The sequence below is a fragment of the Asanoa ferruginea genome (genome assembly GCF_003387075.1).
Lineage (GTDB): Bacteria > Actinomycetota > Actinomycetes > Mycobacteriales > Micromonosporaceae > Asanoa > Asanoa ferruginea.
In genome coordinates, this window is record NZ_QUMQ01000001.1 from 4,125,824 (window position 1) to 4,145,644 (window position 19,821).

The 19,821-nt window shown below is 71.2% G+C and carries 17 protein-coding genes and 1 pseudogene; 17 read left to right on the top strand and 1 reads right to left on the bottom strand.

The window, feature by feature from the left end:
- The first annotated feature begins 75 nt into the window (after nucleotides 1-75).
- The 16 genes and pseudogenes from rimP to dapB all read left to right on the top strand — a co-directional run bounded on the left by rimP (nucleotide 76) and on the right by dapB (nucleotide 16,620).
- Nucleotides 76-672 carry a ribosome maturation factor RimP gene (rimP, locus tag DFJ67_RS19345; RefSeq protein ID WP_116069273.1) on the top strand — a complete coding sequence of 199 codons (597 nt, stop codon included), beginning with the start codon at nucleotides 76-78 and terminating at the stop codon, nucleotides 670-672.
- A complete protein-coding gene (gene nusA / locus DFJ67_RS19350) occupies nucleotides 669-1,724 on the top strand; it encodes a transcription termination factor NusA (protein WP_116069274.1) in 1,056 nt (351 codons plus the stop codon). Before rimP ends, nusA begins: the two co-directional genes overlap by 4 nt.
- Before the next feature lie 11 nt (nucleotides 1,725-1,735).
- Nucleotides 1,736-2,074 (top strand): YlxR family protein, encoded by a 339-nt coding sequence (locus DFJ67_RS19355; protein ID WP_116069275.1) that lies wholly within the window; start codon nucleotides 1,736-1,738, stop codon nucleotides 2,072-2,074.
- A 93-nt stretch (nucleotides 2,075-2,167) separates the two neighbouring features.
- Nucleotides 2,168-5,203 carry a translation initiation factor IF-2 gene (infB, locus tag DFJ67_RS19360; protein WP_116069276.1) on the top strand — a complete coding sequence of 1,012 codons (3,036 nt, stop codon included), beginning with the start codon at nucleotides 2,168-2,170 and terminating at the stop codon, nucleotides 5,201-5,203.
- A 77-nt stretch (nucleotides 5,204-5,280) separates the two neighbouring features.
- The gene (locus tag DFJ67_RS19365; protein ID WP_116069277.1) at nucleotides 5,281-5,574 is read left to right on the top strand and encodes a DUF503 domain-containing protein; all 294 of its coding nucleotides are present in this window, start codon (nucleotides 5,281-5,283) and stop codon (nucleotides 5,572-5,574) included.
- 104 nt (nucleotides 5,575-5,678) lie between these two features.
- Complete coding sequence (gene rbfA / locus DFJ67_RS19370; RefSeq protein ID WP_116069278.1) at nucleotides 5,679-6,155, top strand: 30S ribosome-binding factor RbfA; 477 nt, start codon at nucleotides 5,679-5,681, stop codon at nucleotides 6,153-6,155.
- A complete protein-coding gene (locus tag DFJ67_RS19375) occupies nucleotides 6,152-7,186 on the top strand; it encodes a DHH family phosphoesterase (protein ID WP_409362945.1) in 1,035 nt (344 codons plus the stop codon). Before rbfA ends, DFJ67_RS19375 begins: the two co-directional genes overlap by 4 nt.
- A 33-nt stretch (nucleotides 7,187-7,219) precedes the next feature.
- Nucleotides 7,220-7,618 (top strand): hypothetical protein, encoded by a 399-nt coding sequence (locus tag DFJ67_RS19380; RefSeq protein WP_116069279.1) that lies wholly within the window; start codon nucleotides 7,220-7,222, stop codon nucleotides 7,616-7,618.
- A pseudogene (locus DFJ67_RS43830) lies at nucleotides 7,615-7,832 on the top strand (DUF6186 family protein). The gene DFJ67_RS19380 and the pseudogene DFJ67_RS43830 overlap by 4 nt, the downstream one beginning before the upstream one ends.
- A gap of 460 nt (nucleotides 7,833-8,292) precedes the next feature.
- On the top strand, nucleotides 8,293-9,600 hold the full coding sequence (locus DFJ67_RS19390; RefSeq protein ID WP_239097327.1) for an MATE family efflux transporter: 1,308 nt from the start codon (nucleotides 8,293-8,295) through the stop codon (nucleotides 9,598-9,600).
- Nucleotides 9,601-9,622: 22 nt separating this feature from the next.
- Nucleotides 9,623-10,504, top strand: a complete 882-nt coding sequence (gene truB, locus DFJ67_RS19395; RefSeq protein ID WP_116076409.1) for a tRNA pseudouridine(55) synthase TruB — start codon at nucleotides 9,623-9,625, stop codon at nucleotides 10,502-10,504.
- A 41-nt stretch (nucleotides 10,505-10,545) separates the two neighbouring features.
- Entirely contained in the window at nucleotides 10,546-11,472 is a 927-nt protein-coding gene (locus DFJ67_RS19400) for a bifunctional riboflavin kinase/FAD synthetase (protein ID WP_116069281.1), read from the top strand.
- Nucleotides 11,473-11,602: 130 nt separating this feature from the next.
- Nucleotides 11,603-11,872, top strand: coding sequence for a 30S ribosomal protein S15 (gene rpsO, locus DFJ67_RS19405; RefSeq protein ID WP_116069282.1), 270 nt, complete (start codon nucleotides 11,603-11,605; stop codon nucleotides 11,870-11,872).
- Between the two features lie 240 nt (nucleotides 11,873-12,112).
- Entirely contained in the window at nucleotides 12,113-14,479 is a 2,367-nt protein-coding gene (locus tag DFJ67_RS19410; RefSeq protein WP_116069283.1) for a polyribonucleotide nucleotidyltransferase, read from the top strand.
- Nucleotides 14,480-15,826 carry a M16 family metallopeptidase gene (locus DFJ67_RS19415; RefSeq protein WP_116069284.1) on the top strand — a complete coding sequence of 449 codons (1,347 nt, stop codon included), beginning with the start codon at nucleotides 14,480-14,482 and terminating at the stop codon, nucleotides 15,824-15,826.
- A 35-nt stretch (nucleotides 15,827-15,861) separates the two neighbouring features.
- Nucleotides 15,862-16,620: a 4-hydroxy-tetrahydrodipicolinate reductase gene (dapB, locus tag DFJ67_RS19420; RefSeq protein WP_116069285.1), complete on the top strand. Its 759-nt coding sequence runs from the start codon at nucleotides 15,862-15,864 to the stop codon at nucleotides 16,618-16,620.
- A 34-nt stretch (nucleotides 16,621-16,654) separates the two neighbouring features.
- Here the strand turns inward: dapB and DFJ67_RS19425 are convergent, their stop codons facing one another.
- Entirely contained in the window at nucleotides 16,655-18,685 is a 2,031-nt protein-coding gene (locus DFJ67_RS19425; RefSeq protein ID WP_239097326.1) for an amylo-alpha-1,6-glucosidase, read from the bottom strand.
- 136 nt (nucleotides 18,686-18,821) lie between these two features.
- Between DFJ67_RS19425 and DFJ67_RS19430 the strand changes: the two genes are divergently transcribed.
- Nucleotides 18,822-19,805 (top strand): LacI family DNA-binding transcriptional regulator, encoded by a 984-nt coding sequence (locus DFJ67_RS19430; protein ID WP_116069287.1) that lies wholly within the window; start codon nucleotides 18,822-18,824, stop codon nucleotides 19,803-19,805.
- Nucleotides 19,806-19,821 lie beyond the last annotated feature (16 nt).

Here is a 19,821-nt window from a genome sequence, read left to right on the forward strand (position 1 = left end):
ACCGGACGAGGGTCCGGTGGCGCTGAAGCATGGGCGCCGACCCCTGCGCGGCCGAGGTTGGTGAAGGGGTGGCAGATGGCGCAACGAAGCCGAGCCGCCGGCGGGCGCCCCGCGCCCGGCCCACGACCGGGCGCGCCGCGTGGCGACCTGGCCGCCCGCAAGGCCAGGCTGCGCGCCGTGGTGGAGCCCGTGGTCGGCGAGGCCGGCTACGACCTGGAAGACCTGACCATCTCGCGCGCCGGTCGCCGGTTCGTGGTGCGGGTGGTGGTCGACAAGGACGGCGGGCTCGATCTCGACGCCGTCGCCGACGTGTCCCGCGCCGTCTCGGCCGCCCTCGACGCGGCCGACGAGAGCGGCGACGAGGTGGTGACCGGCGAATACCAGCTCGAGGTCAGCTCGCCCGGCGTCGACCGGCCGCTGACCCTGCCCCGCCACTGGCGCCGCAACATCGGCCGGCTGGTCAAGGTCGGGCCGCTCACCGGTCGGGTGGTCGGCGTCGACGACGCTGGTGTCATGTTGGACGTGGCCGGTGAGCACACCGCGATCGCCCACGACGACCTCGGCCCTGGGCGGGTCCAGGTCGAGTTCAACCGGGTCGACGAGGTGGCCGACGACGAACTGGCGGAATTCGACGACGACGACGAGGACGGAATGGAGGACGAGCAGAGGTGAACATCGACCTCGCGGCGCTCCGCGCGTTGGAGCGCGAACGGGAGATCCCGTTCGAGACCATCCTCGCGGCGATCGAGACCGCATTGTTGACCGCCTACCGGCACACCGAGGGCGCACAGACACATGCCCGGGTGGAGATCGATCGCAAGACCGGCGCCGCCCTGGTGTATGCCCAGGAGGTCGACGAGGAAGGCGAGATCACCCGGGAATACGACGACACTCCGCACGACTTCGGTCGGATCGCCGCGATGACCGCCAAACAGGTCATCCTCCAGCGGCTTCGCGAAGCAACGGACGAGGTGCACTTCGGTGAATACGTCGGCCGCGAGGGTGACCTGGTCACCGGCGTGATCCAGGCGCACGAGGCACGCTCGGACAAGGGCATCGTCACCGTCGACCTGGGCAAGCTGGAGGCGGTGCTGCCGCAGTCGGAGCAGGTCCCCGGCGAGGTCTACGGGCACGGCCAGCGGATCCGCTGCGTCGTGGTGCACGTGGCCAAGGGTTTCCGCGGCCCGCAGATCACCCTGTCGCGGTCCCACCCCAACCTGGTGAAGAAGCTGTTCGCGCTGGAGGTCCCGGAAATCGCCGACGGCAGCGTCGAGATCTCCGCGATCGCCCGCGAGGCGGGGCACCGCTCCAAGATCGCCGTACGCGCGGCGGTGTCCGGGGTCAACGCCAAGGGCGCCTGCATCGGCCCGATGGGCCAGCGGGTCCGCGCCGTGATGAGCGAGCTGCACGGTGAGAAGATCGACATCATCGACTGGTCCGACGACCCGGCACACTTCGTCGGCAACGCGTTGTCGCCGGCCAAGGCGCTTCGGGTCGACGTCGTCGACCTGGCCACCCGCACCGCGCGGGTGACGGTCCCCGACTACCAGCTCTCGCTGGCGATCGGCCGGGAAGGGCAGAACGCGCGGCTGGCGGCGCGTTTGACCGGGTGGCGCATCGATATCCGTTCCGATGCCGAGCCGCCTGCCGAAGACCGTGATGCTGTTGAGGAACGCGGTGTGGATCACGCAACCGAGCCGGGCGGAGCGCCCGCCGGGGCATAGGGGTAGACTTGATGACGGCTCGACGTGCGCGGCCGGTGCGCACCTGTGTGGGTTGCCGGCAACGTGTGTCAGCCGACGAGCTACTGCGGTTCGTCGCGGTCGGCGACGGAGATCATTACCGACTTCGACCCGATCCGACTCGCAGACTGCCGGGGAGGGGCGCGCACGTGCACCCCGATCCGGCTTGCCTCGCGCTAGCGTGCAAACGCCATGCCTTCGGGCGGGCGCTACGTAAAGTTGGTGTCGCAGACACCGGCGAGCTGGCCGGGCACATCCACGCGTCAACCACTACGCCCGATCATCCGAGACTGGGCGGGTGTCGCAGCAGCAAGGTAGGACGACCGACATGAGCACACGATGAAGTCCCAGAGATGACCAGGCTTCAAGTGCACGAGTGAGGTCGCTGCGGGTGCTGCCCGCACGGCCTCGGAGTGAGGAGTGCAGTGGCAGGCAAGGCCCGCGTACACGAGCTTGCAAAAGAGCTCGGGGTCGACAGCAAGACCGTTCTCGCCAAGCTCAAAGAGATGGGCGAGTTCGTCAAGTCCGCGTCGAGCACGGTGGAGGCTCCTGTAGCCCGCCGGCTCCGTGGCGCGTTCGTGGAGGGTTCCGCACCAGCGGCGCCGTCCGCGCCGGCGACCAACGGCCGGAGTGGCGGCAGCGCCGCTCCCGATGAGCCGAGGGTGTCGGCCAAGCCCGCGCCGCCGCGCCGTCCGACGGCACCGGCTCCCGCCGGTTCCCCGGCGGCCCGGCCCAAGGGTCCGATCCCGGGTCCGCCGCCGCCGGCCACGCCGGTGGCCAAGCCGGCGAGCGCGCACGACATCGAAGTGGCCGCTGCCGAGCAGCGTGCCGCGCAACTCAAGGCTGAGCAGCAGGCGACCGTCAAGGCCGCGCAGGAGGCCCGCGCCCAGGAGCGCGAGCAGGTCCGGCGTGAGCCCCCGGCCGACGGCAACGCGCAGACCCGGCCCCGTCCGGGTCCGGGCAGCGTTCCGCCGCGGCCCGGTTCGCCGGCTGCGCGTCCCGCCCCCGGTGCCGGTTCCGGTGCCCCGGGTGGCGGCGCACCGCGTCCCGGTCCCGGCCGTCCGCCGGGCCGCAGCGGCGGCAACAACCCGTTCGGCATCACCCCTGGTGGTGGCGGCAACCGACCGGCCGGTCCCGGCAGCGGTCAGCGGCCCAGCCCCGGCTCGATGCCGCCGCGGCCCAGCCCGGCGTCCATGCCGCCGCGGCCTAGCCCGGCGTCCATGCCGACGCAGCGTCCCGGCCGTCCGGCCGGCGGCGGTCCCGGTCGTCCCGGCGGTCCCGGTGGCGGCGCAGGTCGTCCCGGTGGCGGTGGCGGCGGCGGTGGTTACCGCGGCGGTCCCGGTGGCGGTGCTGGTGGCGGCGGCGGTTACCGCGGCGGTCCCGGTGGCGGTGCTGGCGGCGGTGGCGGTTACCGCGGCGGCCCCGGTGGCGGTGCCGGCGGCGGTGGCTACCGTGGTGGCCCCGGTGGCGGCGGCGGTCCGGCTGGTGCCGGTGCGCCGGGTCGTCCCGGTGGTGGCGGTCGCGGTCGCGGCGGCGGTGCCGCGGGTGCCTTCGGGCGTCCGGGTGGCAAGCCGACCCGTGGTCGCAAGTCGAAGAAGCAGCGGCGTCAAGAGTTCGACAACCTGTCCGCTCCGACGATGAGCTCGGGTGCCCCGCGGGGCAGTGGGCAGATCGTCCGGCTGTCGCGCGGTGCGTCGCTCTCCGATTTCGCCGACCGCATCGAGGCCAACCCGGGTTCGCTGGTCCAGGAGATGTTCAACCTGGGCGAGATGGTGACGGCGACGCAGTCGTGCTCCGACGAGACGCTGCTGCTGCTCGGCGAGCACCTCGGCTTCGACGTGCAGATCGTCAGCCCGGAAGACGAAGACCGCGAGCTGCTGGCCCAGTTCAACATCGACCTCGACGCCGAGGTCGCGGAGGACCGCCTGGTCAGCCGGCCGCCGGTGGTGACCGTCATGGGTCACGTCGACCACGGCAAGACCAAGCTGCTCGACGCGATCCGCAAGGCCAACGTCGTCGAGGGCGAGGCCGGTGGCATCACCCAGCACATCGGTGCCTACCAGGTGCACGTCGCGCACGACGGCGGCGAGCGGGCGATCACGTTCCTCGACACACCGGGCCACGAGGCGTTCACCGCCATGCGTGCCCGTGGTGCCCAGGTCACCGACATCGTCATCCTGGTGGTCGCGGCCGACGACGGCGTGATGCCGCAGACGATCGAGGCGCTCAACCACGCCAAGGCGGCTGACGTGCCGATCGTGGTCGCGGTCAACAAGATCGACAAGCCCGACGCCAACCCCGACAAGGTCCGCCAGCAGCTGACCGAATACGGGCTGGTCGCCGAGGAATACGGCGGCGACACGATGTTCGTCAACGTCGCGGCCAAGCCGGGCATCGGCGTCGAGGAACTGCTCGAGGCCGTCATCCTGACCGCCGACGCGTCGCTGGAGCTGACCGCTCCGATCGACGGGCCGGCGCAGGGTGTCGCGATCGAGGCCCACCTCGACAAGGGTCGCGGTGCGGTGGCGACCGTCCTCGTGCAGAAGGGCACGCTGCGCGCCGGTGACTCCATCGTCGCCGGTGGGGCACACGGCCGGGTGCGGGCGATGTTCGACGAGAACGGCACGGCAGTCATCGAGGCGGGTCCGGCGCGTCCGGTCCTGGTGCTCGGTCTGACCGCGGTGCCGGGTGCGGGCGACACGTTCCTGGCGGCCGAAGACGACCGCACGGTTCGGCAGATCGCCGAGCAGCGGCAGGCACGGCGGCGTGCGGCGAGCTTCGCCAACTCGCGCGGCCGGGCCACCCTCGAGACGCTCATGGAGCAGCTCAAGGAGGGCGAGAAGACCTCGCTCAACCTGGTGCTCAAGGGCGATGTCTCGGGTTCGGTCGAGGCTCTCGAAGACGCGCTGTTCAAGCTCGACATTCCGGAGGAGATCCAGCTTCGGATCATCCACCGGGGCGTCGGCGCGATCACCGAAAGCGACGTCATGCTGGCCAGCGCCTCGTCCGAGGCCGTCACGATCATCGGCTTCAACGTGCGGGCGTCCAACAAGGTCCGCGAGACAGCCGACCGCGAGGGTGTGGAGATCCGTTACTACACGGTCATCTACCAGGCCATCGAGGAGATCGACGCGGCGCTCAAGGGCTTGCTCAAGCCCGAATACGAGGAGGTCGAGCTCGGCTCGGCGGAGGTCCGCGAGGTCTTCCGCTCGTCGAAGGTCGGCATGATCGCGGGTTGCATCGTGCGGTCCGGGCTGTTGCGCCGCAACGCCAAGGCGCGCCTGCTCCGCGACGGCGCGGTCGTGGCCGACAACGTCACGATCAGCTCGCTCAAGCGGTTCAAGGACGACGCGACCGAGGTGCGTGAGGGCTTCGAGTGTGGTCTGACCCTGGCCGGTTACAACAACCTCCAGGTCGGCGACATCATCGAGACCTTCGAGATGCGCGAGAAGCCGCGCTGACACGTGGCTGATGTGTTCGGGCGGGTGGCTTCGGCCGCCCGCCCGTTCGCTTTACCGCGCCGCTAGGCTGTGCGCCGATGTACACGGGAACAGCGGTATTCGACGTGCTTCTGCCGGGCGACTCACGGTCGCTCAAGGCCAAGCGTTCATATGTCCGACCGATCGTTGCGGCGCTGCGGCGCTTCGAGGTCGCCGTCGCCGAAGTCGGCGCCCTCGACCTCGTCGGGCGGGCCGAGATCGGGGTGGCCGTGGTCGCCCCCGACGCCGGTCAGGTGGCCCGGGTGCTCGACTCCTGCGAGCACCTGATGGCCGGCCGACCGGAGATCGAGTTGCTGTCCGCGAAGCGCCGGACGCATGGCGGAGATGACTGACAGTAGCGGGCGTATGTGCCCGGGTGATGGGCCAACGGCGGTCGAATCACCTGCCCAGGACGCGGGTAGTGTCTGAGCGTAGGCAAGACGGCGGAGGTGACGACATGACGGACCCGGCCAAGGTGCGCAAGCACGCGGAACGCGTGCGGGAGCTGGTGGCTTCGGTGGTGCGCACCCAGATCAAGGACCCACGGCTCGGCATGATCACGATCACCGACTCCCGGATCACCGCTGATCTGCGCGACGCGACGGTCTACTACACGGTGCTCGGCGACGCCGCGGCGCAGGCCGGCACCGCGGCCGCGCTCGAGAGTGCCAAGGGCGTGCTGCGCAGCACCGTGGGTAAGGCCCTGGGTCTGCGGCATTCGCCGACCCTGACGTTCATCCACGACGACGTGCAGGATCAGGCGAAGCACATCGACGAGGTGCTGGAGCGGGCCCGCAACGCCGACGCCGAGGTGCAGCGGCTGGCGGCCGGCGCGACCTACGCGGGCGACGCGCAGCCCTACAAGCTCGACGACGACGATGACGAGGACGACGACGAGGTGGCCAACGACGCCCCGATCGAGGAGCGCTCGTGACCGAGGTTTCGGCCACGGTGGTGGCCGGCGGCACGTCCGCGCGCCCGGGCGAGGCCGACTGGGACACCGCCGTCGCAGCGGTCCGCGGTCTGCGTCCCACCGACAAGGTGCTGCTCATCTGCCACGTCAACCCCGACGGTGACGCGCTGGGCAGCATGCTCGCGTTCGGGCTCGGGCTGCGCCGGCTCGGCGTCACCAACCTCCAGGCCACGTTCCCCGGCCCGCCCAACGTCCCCGAGCCGTTCCAGGCCCTGCCCGGCCTCGACCTGCTGGTGCCCGAGGCCGCTGCCGAGCCCGAGCCCGACCTGGTGCTCTGCTTCGACGCGGCGAGCTCGTCCCGGCTCGGCGGCCTGGTCGACCGGCTGGCCAAGGCCAGCACCTCGGTGGTGCTCGACCACCACGCGTCCAACCCCGGCTTCGGCAGCGTCAACATCGTCGACCCCGACGCCGCGGCGACCGCGGTCGTCGCCGACGAACTGCTCCGCCGGCTCGACGTGCCGCTCGACGCCGAGATCGCCGAGTGCCTCTACGTCGCGCTGGCCACCGACACGGGCTCGTTCCGGTTCGCGATGACCACGCCCTCGGTGCACGAGTTGGCCGCGCGGCTGCTGGAGACCGGCATCAGCCCCGGCGACATCTCCCGCCGGGTGTTCGACACCCGGCCGTTCGGTGCCGTCCGGCTCTACGGCGACGTGCTCTGCCGGGCCCGGCTGGAGCCGGCCGCCGCCGGTGGCCGCGGTCTGGTGTGGACCTACGCGACGCTCGACGACCTCGACCGGCACCGGCAGCAGCCCTACGTGCTGGAGCCGCTGATCGACTCGGTGCGCTGCGCGGCCGAGGCCGACGTCAGCCTGGTGGTCAAGCAGGTCGGTGCGGCCGAGTGGGCGGTGTCGATGCGCAGCAAGGGCGGCGTCGACGTGAGCCGGGTGGCCGTGGCCCTCGGCGGTGGTGGCCACAAGCTGGCCGCCGGCTTCACCGGCCGGGGCACCGTCGACGAGGTCGTCGACGCCATCCGCGCGCAGCTGGGGTAGCCCGGCCGGTGTGACACCGGCCACAATCGATGGATGGGGCAGTCGCAGCCAGAGGTCGCGGCCGATGCGCCGGGCGGCTCGGTCGCGGTGCTCCCGGTCCTCGCGTTCCTCTCCCTGATCGGCGGTCAACTGCCGTCGTTCAGCACGCGCGCCAACCTCTACACGATCTGCCTTGGCGGGTCGATGCTCTGGCTCGGCCTCGCCGGCCGGCCCCGCCGGCCGCTGCCGGCGCGGCTCGGCCCCGGCACCGCCTGGTGGCTGGTGCCGGTCGCGATCTTCGGGGTCTTCGAGGGCAGCACCTTCCTGCTCGGCTCGATGGCCGAATATCCGACCTTCTCCAAGCTCGCCGACCCGCTGCTGGAAGACGAGTTGCTCCGGTCCGCCGGCTATTTCGCCTGGCTGGCCGGCTTCTGGGCGTTGGTGCGGCGATGAGCCTGACCCGCTCGATCGCGATCGGCGGCTTCCTCGCCGCCATCGTCGCATTCGCGGTGGTGGAGGTGCTGGCCAGGCGCAAGGGGTCGACGATACCGACGCTCGGCGATGTGTGCGCCCACGTGATGGCCTACGAGGTCGGCCGGGTCCCGGTCGGGCGGATCGGCTTCTTCGGTTCTGGTGGTGGCTGGGCTGGCACCTGTTCGCGCGCTGAACGATCGTTCCGCCTTTTGGGAACGTGGCGCGAAATCTGGGACCTGAACGTTAGCTTGGGTGGTGACACGGCAGTAACCCGCCGTGCACCCGCGCACCGCCTCCAGGGTCCCACCAGACCCGGGGTTGACGTTGTGACGCGCTCCGCGCCGGCGATCCCGGCGCCGCCGTCCGGCGACCACCGGCCACACCGCCCTGGAAGGACCCTGCAATGTCGAAGCGCAAGCACGAGAAGCAGACCGACGAGGCCCGCGAAGCCGCCCGTCGCGCCCTGCAGACGTCGATGGACACCCGCCAGTAAGGGTTCCGCCCGCACGCTCGTCCAAGGACCTGCTGTCGCCGTTCGCCGCGATTGACGAACCGCGACAACAGGTCCTTGTGCATGTGCGGCGCAACCAGCCCTCGGTAAGGCACGTGTCGCGCTTGTGTTCCTTACATCCCGCATGCCACGATGCCTACCGATGGACACCGCCGCCACCGCCGCACCGCGCCGCATCGCGGCCCTCGCCCTGCCAGCCCTGGTCGTGCTGGCCGCCGAGCCGCTCTATGTGCTGGTCGACACCGCCGTCGTGGGGCACCTGGGCAGCGTCCCGCTGGCCGCCGTCGCGGTCGGCGGCACCGTGCTCACGATGGCCGCCTGGCTCGGCACGATCCTGGCCTACGGCACCACCGGCCGGGCCGCCCGCCGGTTCGGCAGCGGCGACCGCACCGCCGCCGTCGAGGAGGGCCTCCAGGCGTCCTGGCTGGCGTTCAGCGCCGGCCTGGTGATCGCGGTCGGCATGCAGTTCGCGGCCGGCCCGCTGGCCGAGACGCTGGCCGGCAACCCGGAGATCGCCGGCGCCGCCGCGCGCTGGCTGCGGATCGCCGCCCTGGGCGCACCCGGCCTGCTGCTGGCCGCCGCCGGCAACGGCTGGATGCGTGGCGTGCAGGACACCCGCCGCCCGCTGATGTTCGTGCTCGGCGCCAACCTGCTGTCGGCCGCGCTCTGCCCGATCCTGGTCTACCCGGCCGGTCTCGGCCTGGTCGGCTCGGCGACCGCCAACGTGGTGGCGCAGACCGTCGCGGGTGTCTGCTTCGCGGTCGCTTTGCTGCGCGAGCGGATCTCCTGGCGGCCGCATCTCCGGGTCATCGGCGAGCAACTGCGGATGGGCCGCGACCTGCTGATCCGCGGCGGCGCGTTCCAACTCAGCTTCCTGTCGGCGACCACGGTCGCGGCCCGGTTCGGCACGGCCACGGTGGCCGGTCACCAGATCGCGATGCAGCTCTGGTTCTTCACCGCGCTGGTGCTCGACGCCGTGGCGATCGCCGCGCAGTCGCTGATCGGTGCCGCGCTCGGCGCCGGTGACGCGATCGGGGCGCGGGCCCTGGCGCGCCGGATCGCGCTGATCGGAGTGGTCTGCGGCGTGGTGTTCGCGGTGGTCATCGCCGCCGGCGCCGGCATCGTGCCGCGGCTGTTCACGTCCGACGTGGCGGTCCGCGACCAGGCCGCGATCGCCTGGCCCTGGTTCGTGGCGCTCCAGCCGATCGGGGGGCTGGTGTTCGCGCTCGACGGGGTGCTGATCGGCGCGGGCGACGTGCGTTACCTGCGGAACGTCACGGTGGTGGCCGCGCTCGGGTTCTTCGTTCCGGCCATCTGGACGGCGTACGTGCTGGATTGGGGTCTGACCGGGATCTGGGCGGGGTTGACCCTGTTCGTGGTCGTGCGGTGCGTGGCGGCGTTGCTGCGGTTGCGGTCCGGGGGTTGGGCGGTGGTGGGCGCGGTCCGTTGACCGTCTGGCAGGCTTGACCGCCGTGACAAGTGACGGGTTGATCGTGGTCGACAAGCCGAGCGGGATGACCTCGCATGATGTGGTGTCGCGGTTGCGGCGGTTGGCGCGCACCCGGCGGGTCGGCCACGGTGGCACGCTCGACCCGATGGCGACCGGGGTGCTGATCATCGGGGTCAACAAGGCGACGCGCCTGCTGACCTACGTGATCGGCGCCGACAAGTCCTACACCGCGACGATCCGGCTCGGGCAGGCGACGGTGACCGACGACGCCGAGGGCGACGTCGTCTCGACCACACCGGCCGCGGCGGTGACCGACGAGGCGGTGGTTTCCGCCCTCGTCGCGCAGCGCGGCGAGATCGACCAGGTGCCCAGCGCGGTCAGTGCGATCAAAATCGACGGGCAGCGGGCCTATAAACGGGTACGCGACGGCGAGGAGGTCGCGATCCCGGCCCGCCGGGTGACGATCTCGCGGCTCGACGTGCTGGCCATCCGCCGCGACGGTGACGTCATCGATGTCGACGTCGACGTGACCTGCTCGTCGGGGACGTATATCCGGGCGATCGCCCGGGATGCCGGCACGGCGCTGGGCGTCGGCGGCCATCTGACCGCGTTGCGGCGCACCGCGGTCGGCGGGTTCTCGCTGGCCGAGGCCCGCACGCTCGACGAACTCGAAGCCGTCTCGCCCGACGTGGTCAACCTGCCGATGGCTGATGCGGCGCGGCGCTTTCTCCCGACCCGGTCGGCCACCGACGAGGAGGCCCGGGTGCTGTCACACGGTGGCCCGCTCGTCGCCGCCGGCATCGCCGGGCCCTACGCCGTTCTCGGGCCAGGCGGCGACCTGCTCGCCGTGGTCAGCGAGCGTGGCGACAAGGCGAAGCCCGAGATCGTGCTCGCGGCGAGCTGACCCGGCCGAGCTGTCGGAGCTTGTGGACCTAGGCTTCTCTTATGGAGCGGTGGCGGGGATATCAGGCGGCGCCCGGTGGGTGGGGACGGTCCGCCGTCACCATCGGGGTGTTCGACGGGGTGCACCGGGGACATCAGGCGATCATCGGGCATCTCGTGAAGCGGGCTCGGGATCTTGATGTCCGGTCCGTCGTCGTGACCTTCGACCCGCATCCCGCCGAGGTGGTGCGGCCCGGGTCGCATCCGGCGGTGCTCACCGAGCCGGCCCGCAAGGCCGAGTTGATCGAGGCGCTCGGTGTCGACGTGCTCTGCGTCGTGCCGTTCACGCAGGACTTCTCGCGGCTGCCGGCCGAGGAGTTCGTGCACGACGTGCTGGTCGAGAGCCTGCACTCCAGCCTCGTCGTGGTGGGGGAGAACTTCCGGTTCGGGCACAAGGCCGCCGGTGACGTTCCGCTGCTCGAGCGGCTCGGTCGAACGTTCGGGTTCGGCGTCGAGGGTGCGCCGCTGGTGTCCAGCGGCGACACGGTCTTCAGTTCGACCTACATCCGCAGCTGCATCGACGCCGGTGACGTGCGGACGGCGGCCGCGGCGCTCGGGCGGCCGCACCGGCTCGAGGGGATCGTCGTCCGCGGTGACCAGCGCGGGCGGGAGATCGGCTATCCGACCGCCAACCTGAGCACACACCGCTACGCGGCCGTGCCGGCCGACGGGATCTACGCCGGCTGGTTGCTGCGCCGGGGTGAGCGGTTGCCGGCGGCCATCTCAATCGGGACAAACCCCACCTTCTCGGGGCGGGAGCGGCGGGTCGAGGCGTATATCCTCGATTTTGACGGTGACCTCTACGGCGAGCGGGTCGCTCTCGACTTCGTCGAGCGGCTGCGCGAGACCCGCCGGTTCGACGGCGTCGAGCCGCTCGTCCGGCAGATCGCCGACGACGTCGTGCAGACCCGGGCGGCGCTGGCCGAGTGACGTCCCGAAGGCCGATCGATGCCGGGCTGGTAACCTGATAGAGACGTCGGGTCACCGACGCCCGGCCTCGCGTGCCTGCACGACGCCGCGGGTGCGAGGTTCGTCACCATCACAACGAACGCAGGAGATCATGGCGCTCGATCAGGAGCAGAAGAGCAAGATCCGCGCGGAATACGCGACCGCCGAGGGTGACACCGGTTCGCCGGAGGTCCAGGTGGCCGTGCTCACCAAGCGCATCGCCGAACTCACCGAGCACCTCAAGGTGCACAAGCACGACCACCACAGCCGGCGTGGCCTGCTGCTGCTGGTCGGCCGTCGGCGGCGACTGCTCAACTACCTGCAGAAGTCCGACATCAGCCGCTACCGGACGCTCATCGAGCGCCTCGGCCTGCGGCGTTGACGTGCGCGGGGGAGTGACCGTCCGGTCGCTCCCCCGTTCCACAACTTCATAACCAGCAACGGGCCAGCTTGACCGTCGGCGGAGATGTCGACGCACCGGTCCTCGGTAGTGGCCCCCGGGCCAGCGCGGCAAATCGATTGCCGGCTCCCCCGGGCGCTTCGATCGAAGACCGGCCGTCAGAGCAGCTCCCCCTCACGTGGGGTCGAGCCGTGCCCACGACCGAAGGAGCACAACGCACTCATGACCGAGACCAAACTCGGCGACAAGCAGAGCACCGCGGTGATCGACAACGGGGCCTTCGGCACCCGGGAGATCACCTTCACCACCGGCCGCCTCGCGAAGCAGGCGCCCGGCTCCTGCATCGCGCAGCTCGGTGACACCACCGTCCTGTCGACGACCGCGGCCGGCAAGTCGCCGCGCGACCAGTTCGACTTCTTCCCGCTGACGGTCGACGTCGAGGAGCGGATGTACGCGGCCGGCCGGATCCCCGGCTCGTTCTTCCGCCGCGAGGGCCGGCCCAGCGAGGACGCCATCCTCACCTGCCGGCTGATCGACCGGCCGCTGCGCCCGTCGTTCGTCAAGGGCCTGCGCAACGAGGTCCAGGTCATCGAGACCATCCTGGCGCTCGACCCGGCCCACCCCTACGACGTGGTCGCGATCAACGCGGCCTCGCTGTCGACCAAGCTGTCCGGCCTGCCGTTCTCGGGCCCGATCGGCGCTACCCGCATGGCGCACATCGACGGCCAGTGGGTCGCCTTCCCGACCCACGAGGAGCTGGCCCGGGCCACCTTCGACATGGTCATCGCCGGCCGGGTGCTGCCCGACGGTGATGTCGCCATCATGATGGTCGAGGCCGAGGCCACCGAGCACACCGTCAAGCTCGTCGCCGACGGTGCGACCGCGCCGACGGAGGACGTCGTCGCCGGCGGCCTCGAGGCCGCCAAGCCGGCCATCCGCGAGCTGTGCCGCGCGCAGAGCGAGCTGGCCGACGTCGCCGCCAAGCCGGTGACCGAGTTCCCGGTGTTCCTCGACTACCAGGACGACGCCTACGACGCCGTTTCCGGTGCCGTGCGCGGCGAGGTCGCCGAGGCGCTGAAGATCGTTCACAAGGCCGAGCGCGAAGAGGCCCTCGACCGGATCAAGGACAAGGTCCACGAGCAGCTCGACGCCCAGTTCGAGGGGCGCGAGAAGGAGCTCTCGGCCGCGCTGCGGTCGGTGACCAAGAACGAGGTGCGCAGCCGCGTGCTGCGCGACCAGGTCCGCATCGACGGCCGCGGCCCGCGCGACATCCGCCCGCTGTCGGCACAGATCGAGGTGCTGCCCCGGGTGCACGGTTCGGCGCTGTTCGAGCGCGGCGAGACGCAGATCCTCGGCGTCACCACGCTCAACATGCTCCGGATGGAGCAGCAGCTCGACACGCTGTCGCCGGAGAAGCACAAGCGCTACATGCACAACTACAACTTCCCGCCCTACTCGACCGGTGAGACCGGCCGGGTGGGTTCGCCGAAGCGCCGCGAGATCGGGCACGGCGCGCTGGCCGAGCGGGCGCTGATCCCGGTGCTGCCGGCCCGCGAGGAGTTCCCCTACGCGATCCGCCAGGTCTCCGAGGCCCTCAGCTCCAACGGCTCGACCTCGATGGGCTCGGTCTGCGCGTCGACCCTGGCGCTGCTCTCGGCCGGTGTGCCGCTGAAGGCGCCGGTCGCCGGCATCGCGATGGGCCTGATCTCCGACGAGGTCGACGGCAAGACGCAATACGTCACGCTGACCGACATCCTCGGTGCTGAAGACGCCTACGGCGACATGGACTTCAAGGTCGCCGGCACGCCGGACTTCGTCACCGCGCTCCAGCTCGACACCAAGCTCAACGGCATCCCGTCCGACGTGCTGGCCGGTGCCCTCCAGCAGGCGCACGAGGCCCGCACGACGATCCTCGGCGTGATGCACGACGCGATCGAGGCTCCGGCCACGATGTCCGACCACGCGCCGCGGGTGACCACGGTGAAGATCCCGGTCGACAAGATCGGCATGGTGATCGGGCCCAAGGGTCAGACGATCAACGCGATCCAGGACGAGACCGGCGCCGAGATCTCCATCGAAGACGACGGCACGATCTACGTCGGCGCGACCAACGGCCCGTCGGCCGAGGCCGCCGTCGAGCGGATCAACGCGATCGCCAACCCGACGCTGCCGAAGGTCGGCGACAAGTTCCTCGGCACCGTGGTGAAGACGGCCGCGTTCGGCGCGTTCGTCTCGCTGCTGCCCGGTCGCGACGGCCTGCTGCACATCTCCAAGGTGGGCAACGGCAAGCGGGTCGAGCGGGTCGAGGACTTCCTCAACGTGGGCGACAAGGTCGAGGTTCAGATCGCCGACATCGACGCGCGCGGCAAGATCTACCTCGACAAGGTGCGCGCCGAGGGCGAGGAAGCCCCGGCTGAGGAAGAGGGCGCCGAGCGTCCGCCGGCCCGCTCCGGCGACCGTGGCCCGCGTGACCGGGGCGACCGTGACCGCGGCGACCGTGGCCCGAGTGGAGACCGCGGCCCGAGCCGCGGCGACGAGGGCGGCGGCGAAGGCGGCGAGCCTCGGCGGCGGCGCAACCGGCACAGCTAGATGACGACACGTGAACGGGCCGGCGCTTCGGCGTCGGCCCGGGCCGTCACCCGCACCCTCACCACCGACCCGCTCGGTGGCACGATCCGGCGCACGGTGCTGCCATCCGGCCTGCGGATCCTGACCGAGGCGGTGCCGGCGATGCGCAGCGTCTCGTTCGGCGTGTGGGTGTCGATCGGCTCCCGCGACGAGACGCCGGCGCAGTCGGGCTGCTCGCACTTCCTGGAGCACCTGCTCTTCAAGGGCACCAAGAAGCGCAGCGCGCTCGACATCTCCGCGCAGATCGAAGCGGTCGGCGGCGAGACCAACGCCTTCACCACGAAGGAATACACCTGCTACTACGCGCGGGTGCTCGACGCTGACCTGCCGCTGGCGATCGACGTCATGTGCGACCTGATCGCCAACTCGGTGCTCGACCCGGCCGACGTCGAAACCGAGCGGGCCGTGATCCTCGAAGAGATCGCGATGCACGAAGACGAGCCCGGCGACGAGGTGCACGACACCTTCGCCACGGCCGTCTACGGTCGGCACCCGCTCGGCCGGCTGATCTCCGGCACCGAGGAAACGATCTCGCCGATGACCCGGCGCCAGATCGAGACGTTCTACCGCCGCAACTACGTGGCACCGTCCATTGTGATCGCGGCGGCCGGCAACCTCGACCACAACGCGCTCGTCCGGCGGGTGCGCACGGCGCTGGCCGGCACCCCGCTCGACACCCCGGCGGCGACGCCGGTCGGGCACCGCCCGTCGACGCCCGCGGTGAAGCTGCGCACCGGCCAGGTCGCGGTGTCCAACAAGGACAGCGAGCAGGCCCACGTGGTGCTCGGCGGCGCCGGCATCGCCCGGCTCGACCAGCGCCGGTTCGCGCTGAGCGTGCTCAACAACGTGCTCGGCGGCGGCATGTCGAGCCGGCTGTTCCAGGAGATCCGCGAGCAGCGGGGCCTGGCCTACTCGGTCTACTCCTACGCGAGCCAGTTCGCCGACAGCGGCCTGTTCGCGGTCTACGCGGGCTGCGCGCCCGGCAAGGTCGAGGAAGTGCTCGACCTGACCCGGGTATCGCTGGCGACCGTGGCCCGCGACGGCGTGACGGCGGCCGAGGTGGCCCGCGGCAAGGGGATGGCCAAGGGCTCGTATGTGCTCGGCCTGGAAGACACCGGCTCCCGGATGAGCCGGTTGGCCAAGGGCGAGTTCCTCTACGACGACCCGCTGACCGTCGACGAGTTGCTGGCCAAGGTCGACGCGGTCACTCTCGACGACGTCAACACGCTGGCGGCGGAGCTCTGCGGGCAACCGATGTCGCTCGCCGTCATCGGCCCCTTCGAAGAGGGCGACGTGCGCCTGTCCTAAGGGAACCCCACACCGGCTTGGGATAGGTTGTGCCCGTGAGTGACGTGCGCGAACCTATCCGGGTCGGTGTGTTGGGCGCCCGGGGGCGGATGGGCATCGAGGTCTGCAAGGCCGTTGACGCCGCCGACGATCTCGAGCTGGTCGCGATGATCGATCAGGGTGACGGGCTGTTCAGCGCCTCCGACGCCGGTGCCGAGGTGATCGTCGACTTCACCACCCCCGACGTGGTGATGGACAACCTGCACTGGTGTGTCGATCAGGGCATCAGCGTCGTGGTCGGCACCACCGGGTTCACCGAACAGCGGCTCGAGCGGATCCGCGGCTGGCTGGCCCACAAGCCCGGCGTCGGCGTGCTGGTGGCACCCAACTTCGGCATCGGGGCCGTGCTGATGATGCAGTTCGCCGCCAAGGCCGCGAAGCATTTCGAGTCGGTCGAGGTCATCGAGTTGCACCACCCGCGCAAGCTCGACGCGCCCAGCGGCACCGCGACCCACACCGCGCAGCTCATCGCGCGGGCGCGTGCCGAGGCCGGAATCGGGCCGGTGCCCGACGCGACCAAGGACGAGGTCGACGGTGCCCGCGGTGCCGACATCGATGGCGTGCGCGTGCATTCCGTCCGCTCGGCCGGCCTGGTCGCGCACCAGGAGGTGCTGTTCGGCACCACCGGCGAGACACTGACGATCCGGCACGACTCGCTCGACCGGGCCTCGTTCATGCCCGGCGTGCTGCTCGGCATCCGTGCGATCCGCGACCGGCCCGGGCTCACCGTCGGGCTCGATCCGCTGCTCGACTGAGCGGGCGCCGGGGTCGCCGGCGCCCGCGAGCACGCTAGTGTGCCGCCGGCTCCAGGCGGAGCGTCGCCGGCAGCCCGCTGACCGACGCGGTGCCGTCGGCGGCGACGGTCACGTCGACCGAAGCATCGCCCACCCGGAAACCCCGTGCCGTCACGGCGCCCAGCGGCGCGTCGGCGAGTGGCGTCACGCTGACCGTCCCGGCCGGGACGTCGGGACGCAGGCCGGTCGCCGCGTGCAGCAGGGTGACTCCGGCCGCCGCCGCCCAGGCCTGCGGTCGGCACGCCGCGGGGTAGGGGACCGGCCGCCCCAAGGCATCGCGGTCGTCGCCGCCGAATAGCTCGGGTAGCTGATAGTCGAACGACTCCGCCGCTGCCAGCAAGCCGTCGGCCAGGGTGGTGGCCGCGGCCGCGTGGCCCGACCTGGCCAGCCGGTCGATGACGATCGCGGTGTCGTGCGCCCAGACCGAGCCGCAGTGGTAGGACAGCGGGCTGAACGCGGCGTCCTGGGTCGACATCGTGCGCAGGCCGAAGCCACCGGACATCGCGGGCGCGGCCAGCAGGTCGGCCACCTGGGCCGTCTCCTTCGCGGTGAGCAGGCCGGTGCCCAGCAGGTGGCCGATGTTGCTGGTCAGGGCGTCCACCGGGCGCTTGTCGCGGTCGAGCGCGAGCGCCGGGTAGGAACCCGTCGGCCCGTCGACCCAGAACTTGTCGCGGAACCGGGCGGCCATCGCCTCGGCGTAGTCGCGCCAGCGCGCCGCGCCGGGCCGGTCGAACGCGTCGAGCAGGGCGGCACCGTGCAGGGCCGCCTCGTAGGCGTAGCCCTGCACCTCGACCAGCGCGATCGGCGCCGTGGCGATCTGACCGGTGCGGAACCGGATCGAGTCGCCGGAGTCCTTCCAGCCCTGGTTGGCCAGGCCGCGCCCAGTCTCGTCGATGTATTCGAGGAACCCGTCACCGTCGGCGTCGCTGTAGGTGCCGAGCCAGCCGAGGGCGGCCTCCAACGCGGGGATCAGCGACTCCACCGTGGCCGCCGGCAGGCCCCAGCGCCACGCGTCGTGCAGCAACGAGATCCACAGCAGGGTCGAGTCGACCGAGCCGAAGTAGGCCGCCGGCAGCGACGCGTGGGTGTCGGCCCGGCGCAGCTCGTGCAGGATCTTGCCGGGCGCCTCACCGGTGTCGCGGTCGACGGCGGTGCCCTGGTGTGCGGCCAACACCCGCAGGGTGCCCTCGGCGATCTCGGTGCCCAGCGGCAGGAGCATTCGGGCCGCCCACAGGCTGTCGCGGCCGAACAGCGTCAGATACCAGGGGACGCCGGCGCCGAGGAAGGTGTCGCCGGGGCCGGTCGACAGGGACAGGCGCAACGACTCCAGGTCGTCGAGGGAGCGCGCCACCAGCCGCTCGATCCGCCGGTCGTCGGCGGTCACCGTCGGGCGCGACCACTCGGCCTTCGCAGCCGGCGCGCGCACCAGTGCCGCGGGGTCGGTGACCCGCAACTGCCAGGACACGGCGACCGAGGTGTGCGGTGCGACGGTCACCGCCCAGCTCACCGTGTCGTCGTGGACGGTCGCATCGGCTGAGGCGGTCACGGCGACCGACAGGTCGCCGGCCGACCAGGTCAGGCCCGACCGGCGGACGTCGACGGCCGCGGTCTTGCCGGCCTTGACCGGCGAGATGGGCGCCAGGTCGGCGTCGACGGCGAGCGAGACGACCGTGGACACCGGCTCGGCGGCGGTCGACGTCACGGTGATGGTCTCGTCGAGACCTTCCGGCACCAGGCGGCGGGTGCGGGTGACCCGCACGGTTGGGTCGGGGCCGGGGTCGCCGAGCCACCGGGCCAAACCGACGAACGCGGTCGCGCCGACACCGATCGGAGAATTCGCCACGGGCACGACAGATCGCCCGTCGAGCGACAACTCGGCGCGGCTCAGCACGCGTACATCCGCGTGGAACATGCCCTGCACCCCGACCGCCCGGATCTGGCCCGACGGTTCGCACAGGACGCTCGCCGGCGCCCGCACTGTCGAGATCAGATCGTGGAGCAGCGGCTGAAGGTTGCGGTCCGGCACAGAAAACTCCCAATTACTTCGCGCCATCTTGACAGAGCTGGGATGGCGGCGGCAGAGTGCGAAACAACCCAGCAACTTGAACGATCCAATAATGCACTTTCGACTTTGAACGTTCAAGACCGCGGAAGGTATGTAAATGGTTGAGAAGGTCACCATTGCCACCGTGGCGCAGCGCGCCCGGGTGTCCCGGCAGACGGTGTCCAACGTGCTCAACAGCCCGCAGATCGTGCGGGAGGAGACGCGTCTGCGGGTCGAGGAGGCGATCGCCGCCCTCGGCTACCGGGCCAACCAGGCCGCGCGGCAGATGCGCACCGGGCGTTCGCATCTGCTCGCGGTGCGCATCGAGCCGACCCGCGACGGGATCAACGGCTCGGTGCTCGACCGGTTCCTGCACGGTCTGACGTTCGCGGCCGCGGCCGCCGGCTACCGCGTGATGCTCTACACGGCCGACGGCGACGGCGACGAGATCAAGACCTTCGACGACCTGCTCGCGTCGTACGACCTGGACGGGTTTGTGTTGACCGGCACCGACCACGGCGACGTCCGCACGTTCTGGCTGGCCGAACACGGCGTGCCGTTCGTGACGTTCGGCCGCCCGTGGGACGAGCCCGAGCGGCACTCCTGGGTCGACGTCGACAACGCCGATGGCACCGCACAGGCCACCCGGCGGCTGATCGAGACGGGCCACCGGCGGATCGGCTTCATCGGCTGGCCGGCCGGCTCCGGCGTCGGCGACGACCGGCGCGACGGCTGGCAACGCACGATGAAGGCGCACGACCTCGACCCGGCCGGGCTCGACCGCGGCACCGACGACGGCATCCCGCAGGGCGCGGAATGCGCCCGTGACCTGCTCACCATGCCCGACGCACCGACGGCGTTCGTCTGCGCCAGCGACTCGCTCGCGCTCGGTGCCCTGCAAGCCGCCGGCGGCCGCAGCGCGGTCACCGGCTTCGACGACACCCCGGTCGCTCAGGCGGTCGGGCTGACCAGCGTCAGCCAGCCGCTTCCCGAGGCGGCCGCCCGCTGCATCGACCTGCTCACCAACCATCTCGACGGCGACCCGGTCGGCACCACGCAGGTGCTGCTCCAGCCGTCGTTGATGGTCCGCACCACCGCGTAAGTCCCCTTCAACCCCC

Bases quoted from the DNA above. Each gene is read 5' to 3' on its own strand.
- DFJ67_RS19410 (WP_116069283.1), top strand. From the start codon at position 12,113: ATGACCGAGACCAAACTCGGCGACAAGCAGAGCACCGCGGTGATCGAC.
- rimP (WP_116069273.1), top strand. From the start codon at position 76: ATGGCGCAACGAAGCCGAGCCGCCGGCGGGCGCCCCGCGCCCGGCCCA.
- DFJ67_RS19365 (WP_116069277.1), top strand. From the start codon at position 5,281: ATGTACACGGGAACAGCGGTATTCGACGTGCTTCTGCCGGGCGACTCA.
- DFJ67_RS19380 (WP_116069279.1), top strand. From the start codon at position 7,220: ATGGGGCAGTCGCAGCCAGAGGTCGCGGCCGATGCGCCGGGCGGCTCG.
- rpsO (WP_116069282.1), top strand. From the start codon at position 11,603: ATGGCGCTCGATCAGGAGCAGAAGAGCAAGATCCGCGCGGAATACGCG.
- DFJ67_RS19355 (WP_116069275.1), top strand. From the start codon at position 1,736: ATGACGGCTCGACGTGCGCGGCCGGTGCGCACCTGTGTGGGTTGCCGG.
- DFJ67_RS19400 (WP_116069281.1), top strand. From the start codon at position 10,546: ATGGAGCGGTGGCGGGGATATCAGGCGGCGCCCGGTGGGTGGGGACGG.
- DFJ67_RS19430 (WP_116069287.1), top strand. From the start codon at position 18,822: ATGGTTGAGAAGGTCACCATTGCCACCGTGGCGCAGCGCGCCCGGGTG.
- DFJ67_RS19390 (WP_239097327.1), top strand. From the start codon at position 8,293: ATGGACACCGCCGCCACCGCCGCACCGCGCCGCATCGCGGCCCTCGCC.
- DFJ67_RS19415 (WP_116069284.1), top strand. From the start codon at position 14,480: ATGACGACACGTGAACGGGCCGGCGCTTCGGCGTCGGCCCGGGCCGTC.
- rbfA (WP_116069278.1), top strand. From the start codon at position 5,679: ATGACGGACCCGGCCAAGGTGCGCAAGCACGCGGAACGCGTGCGGGAG.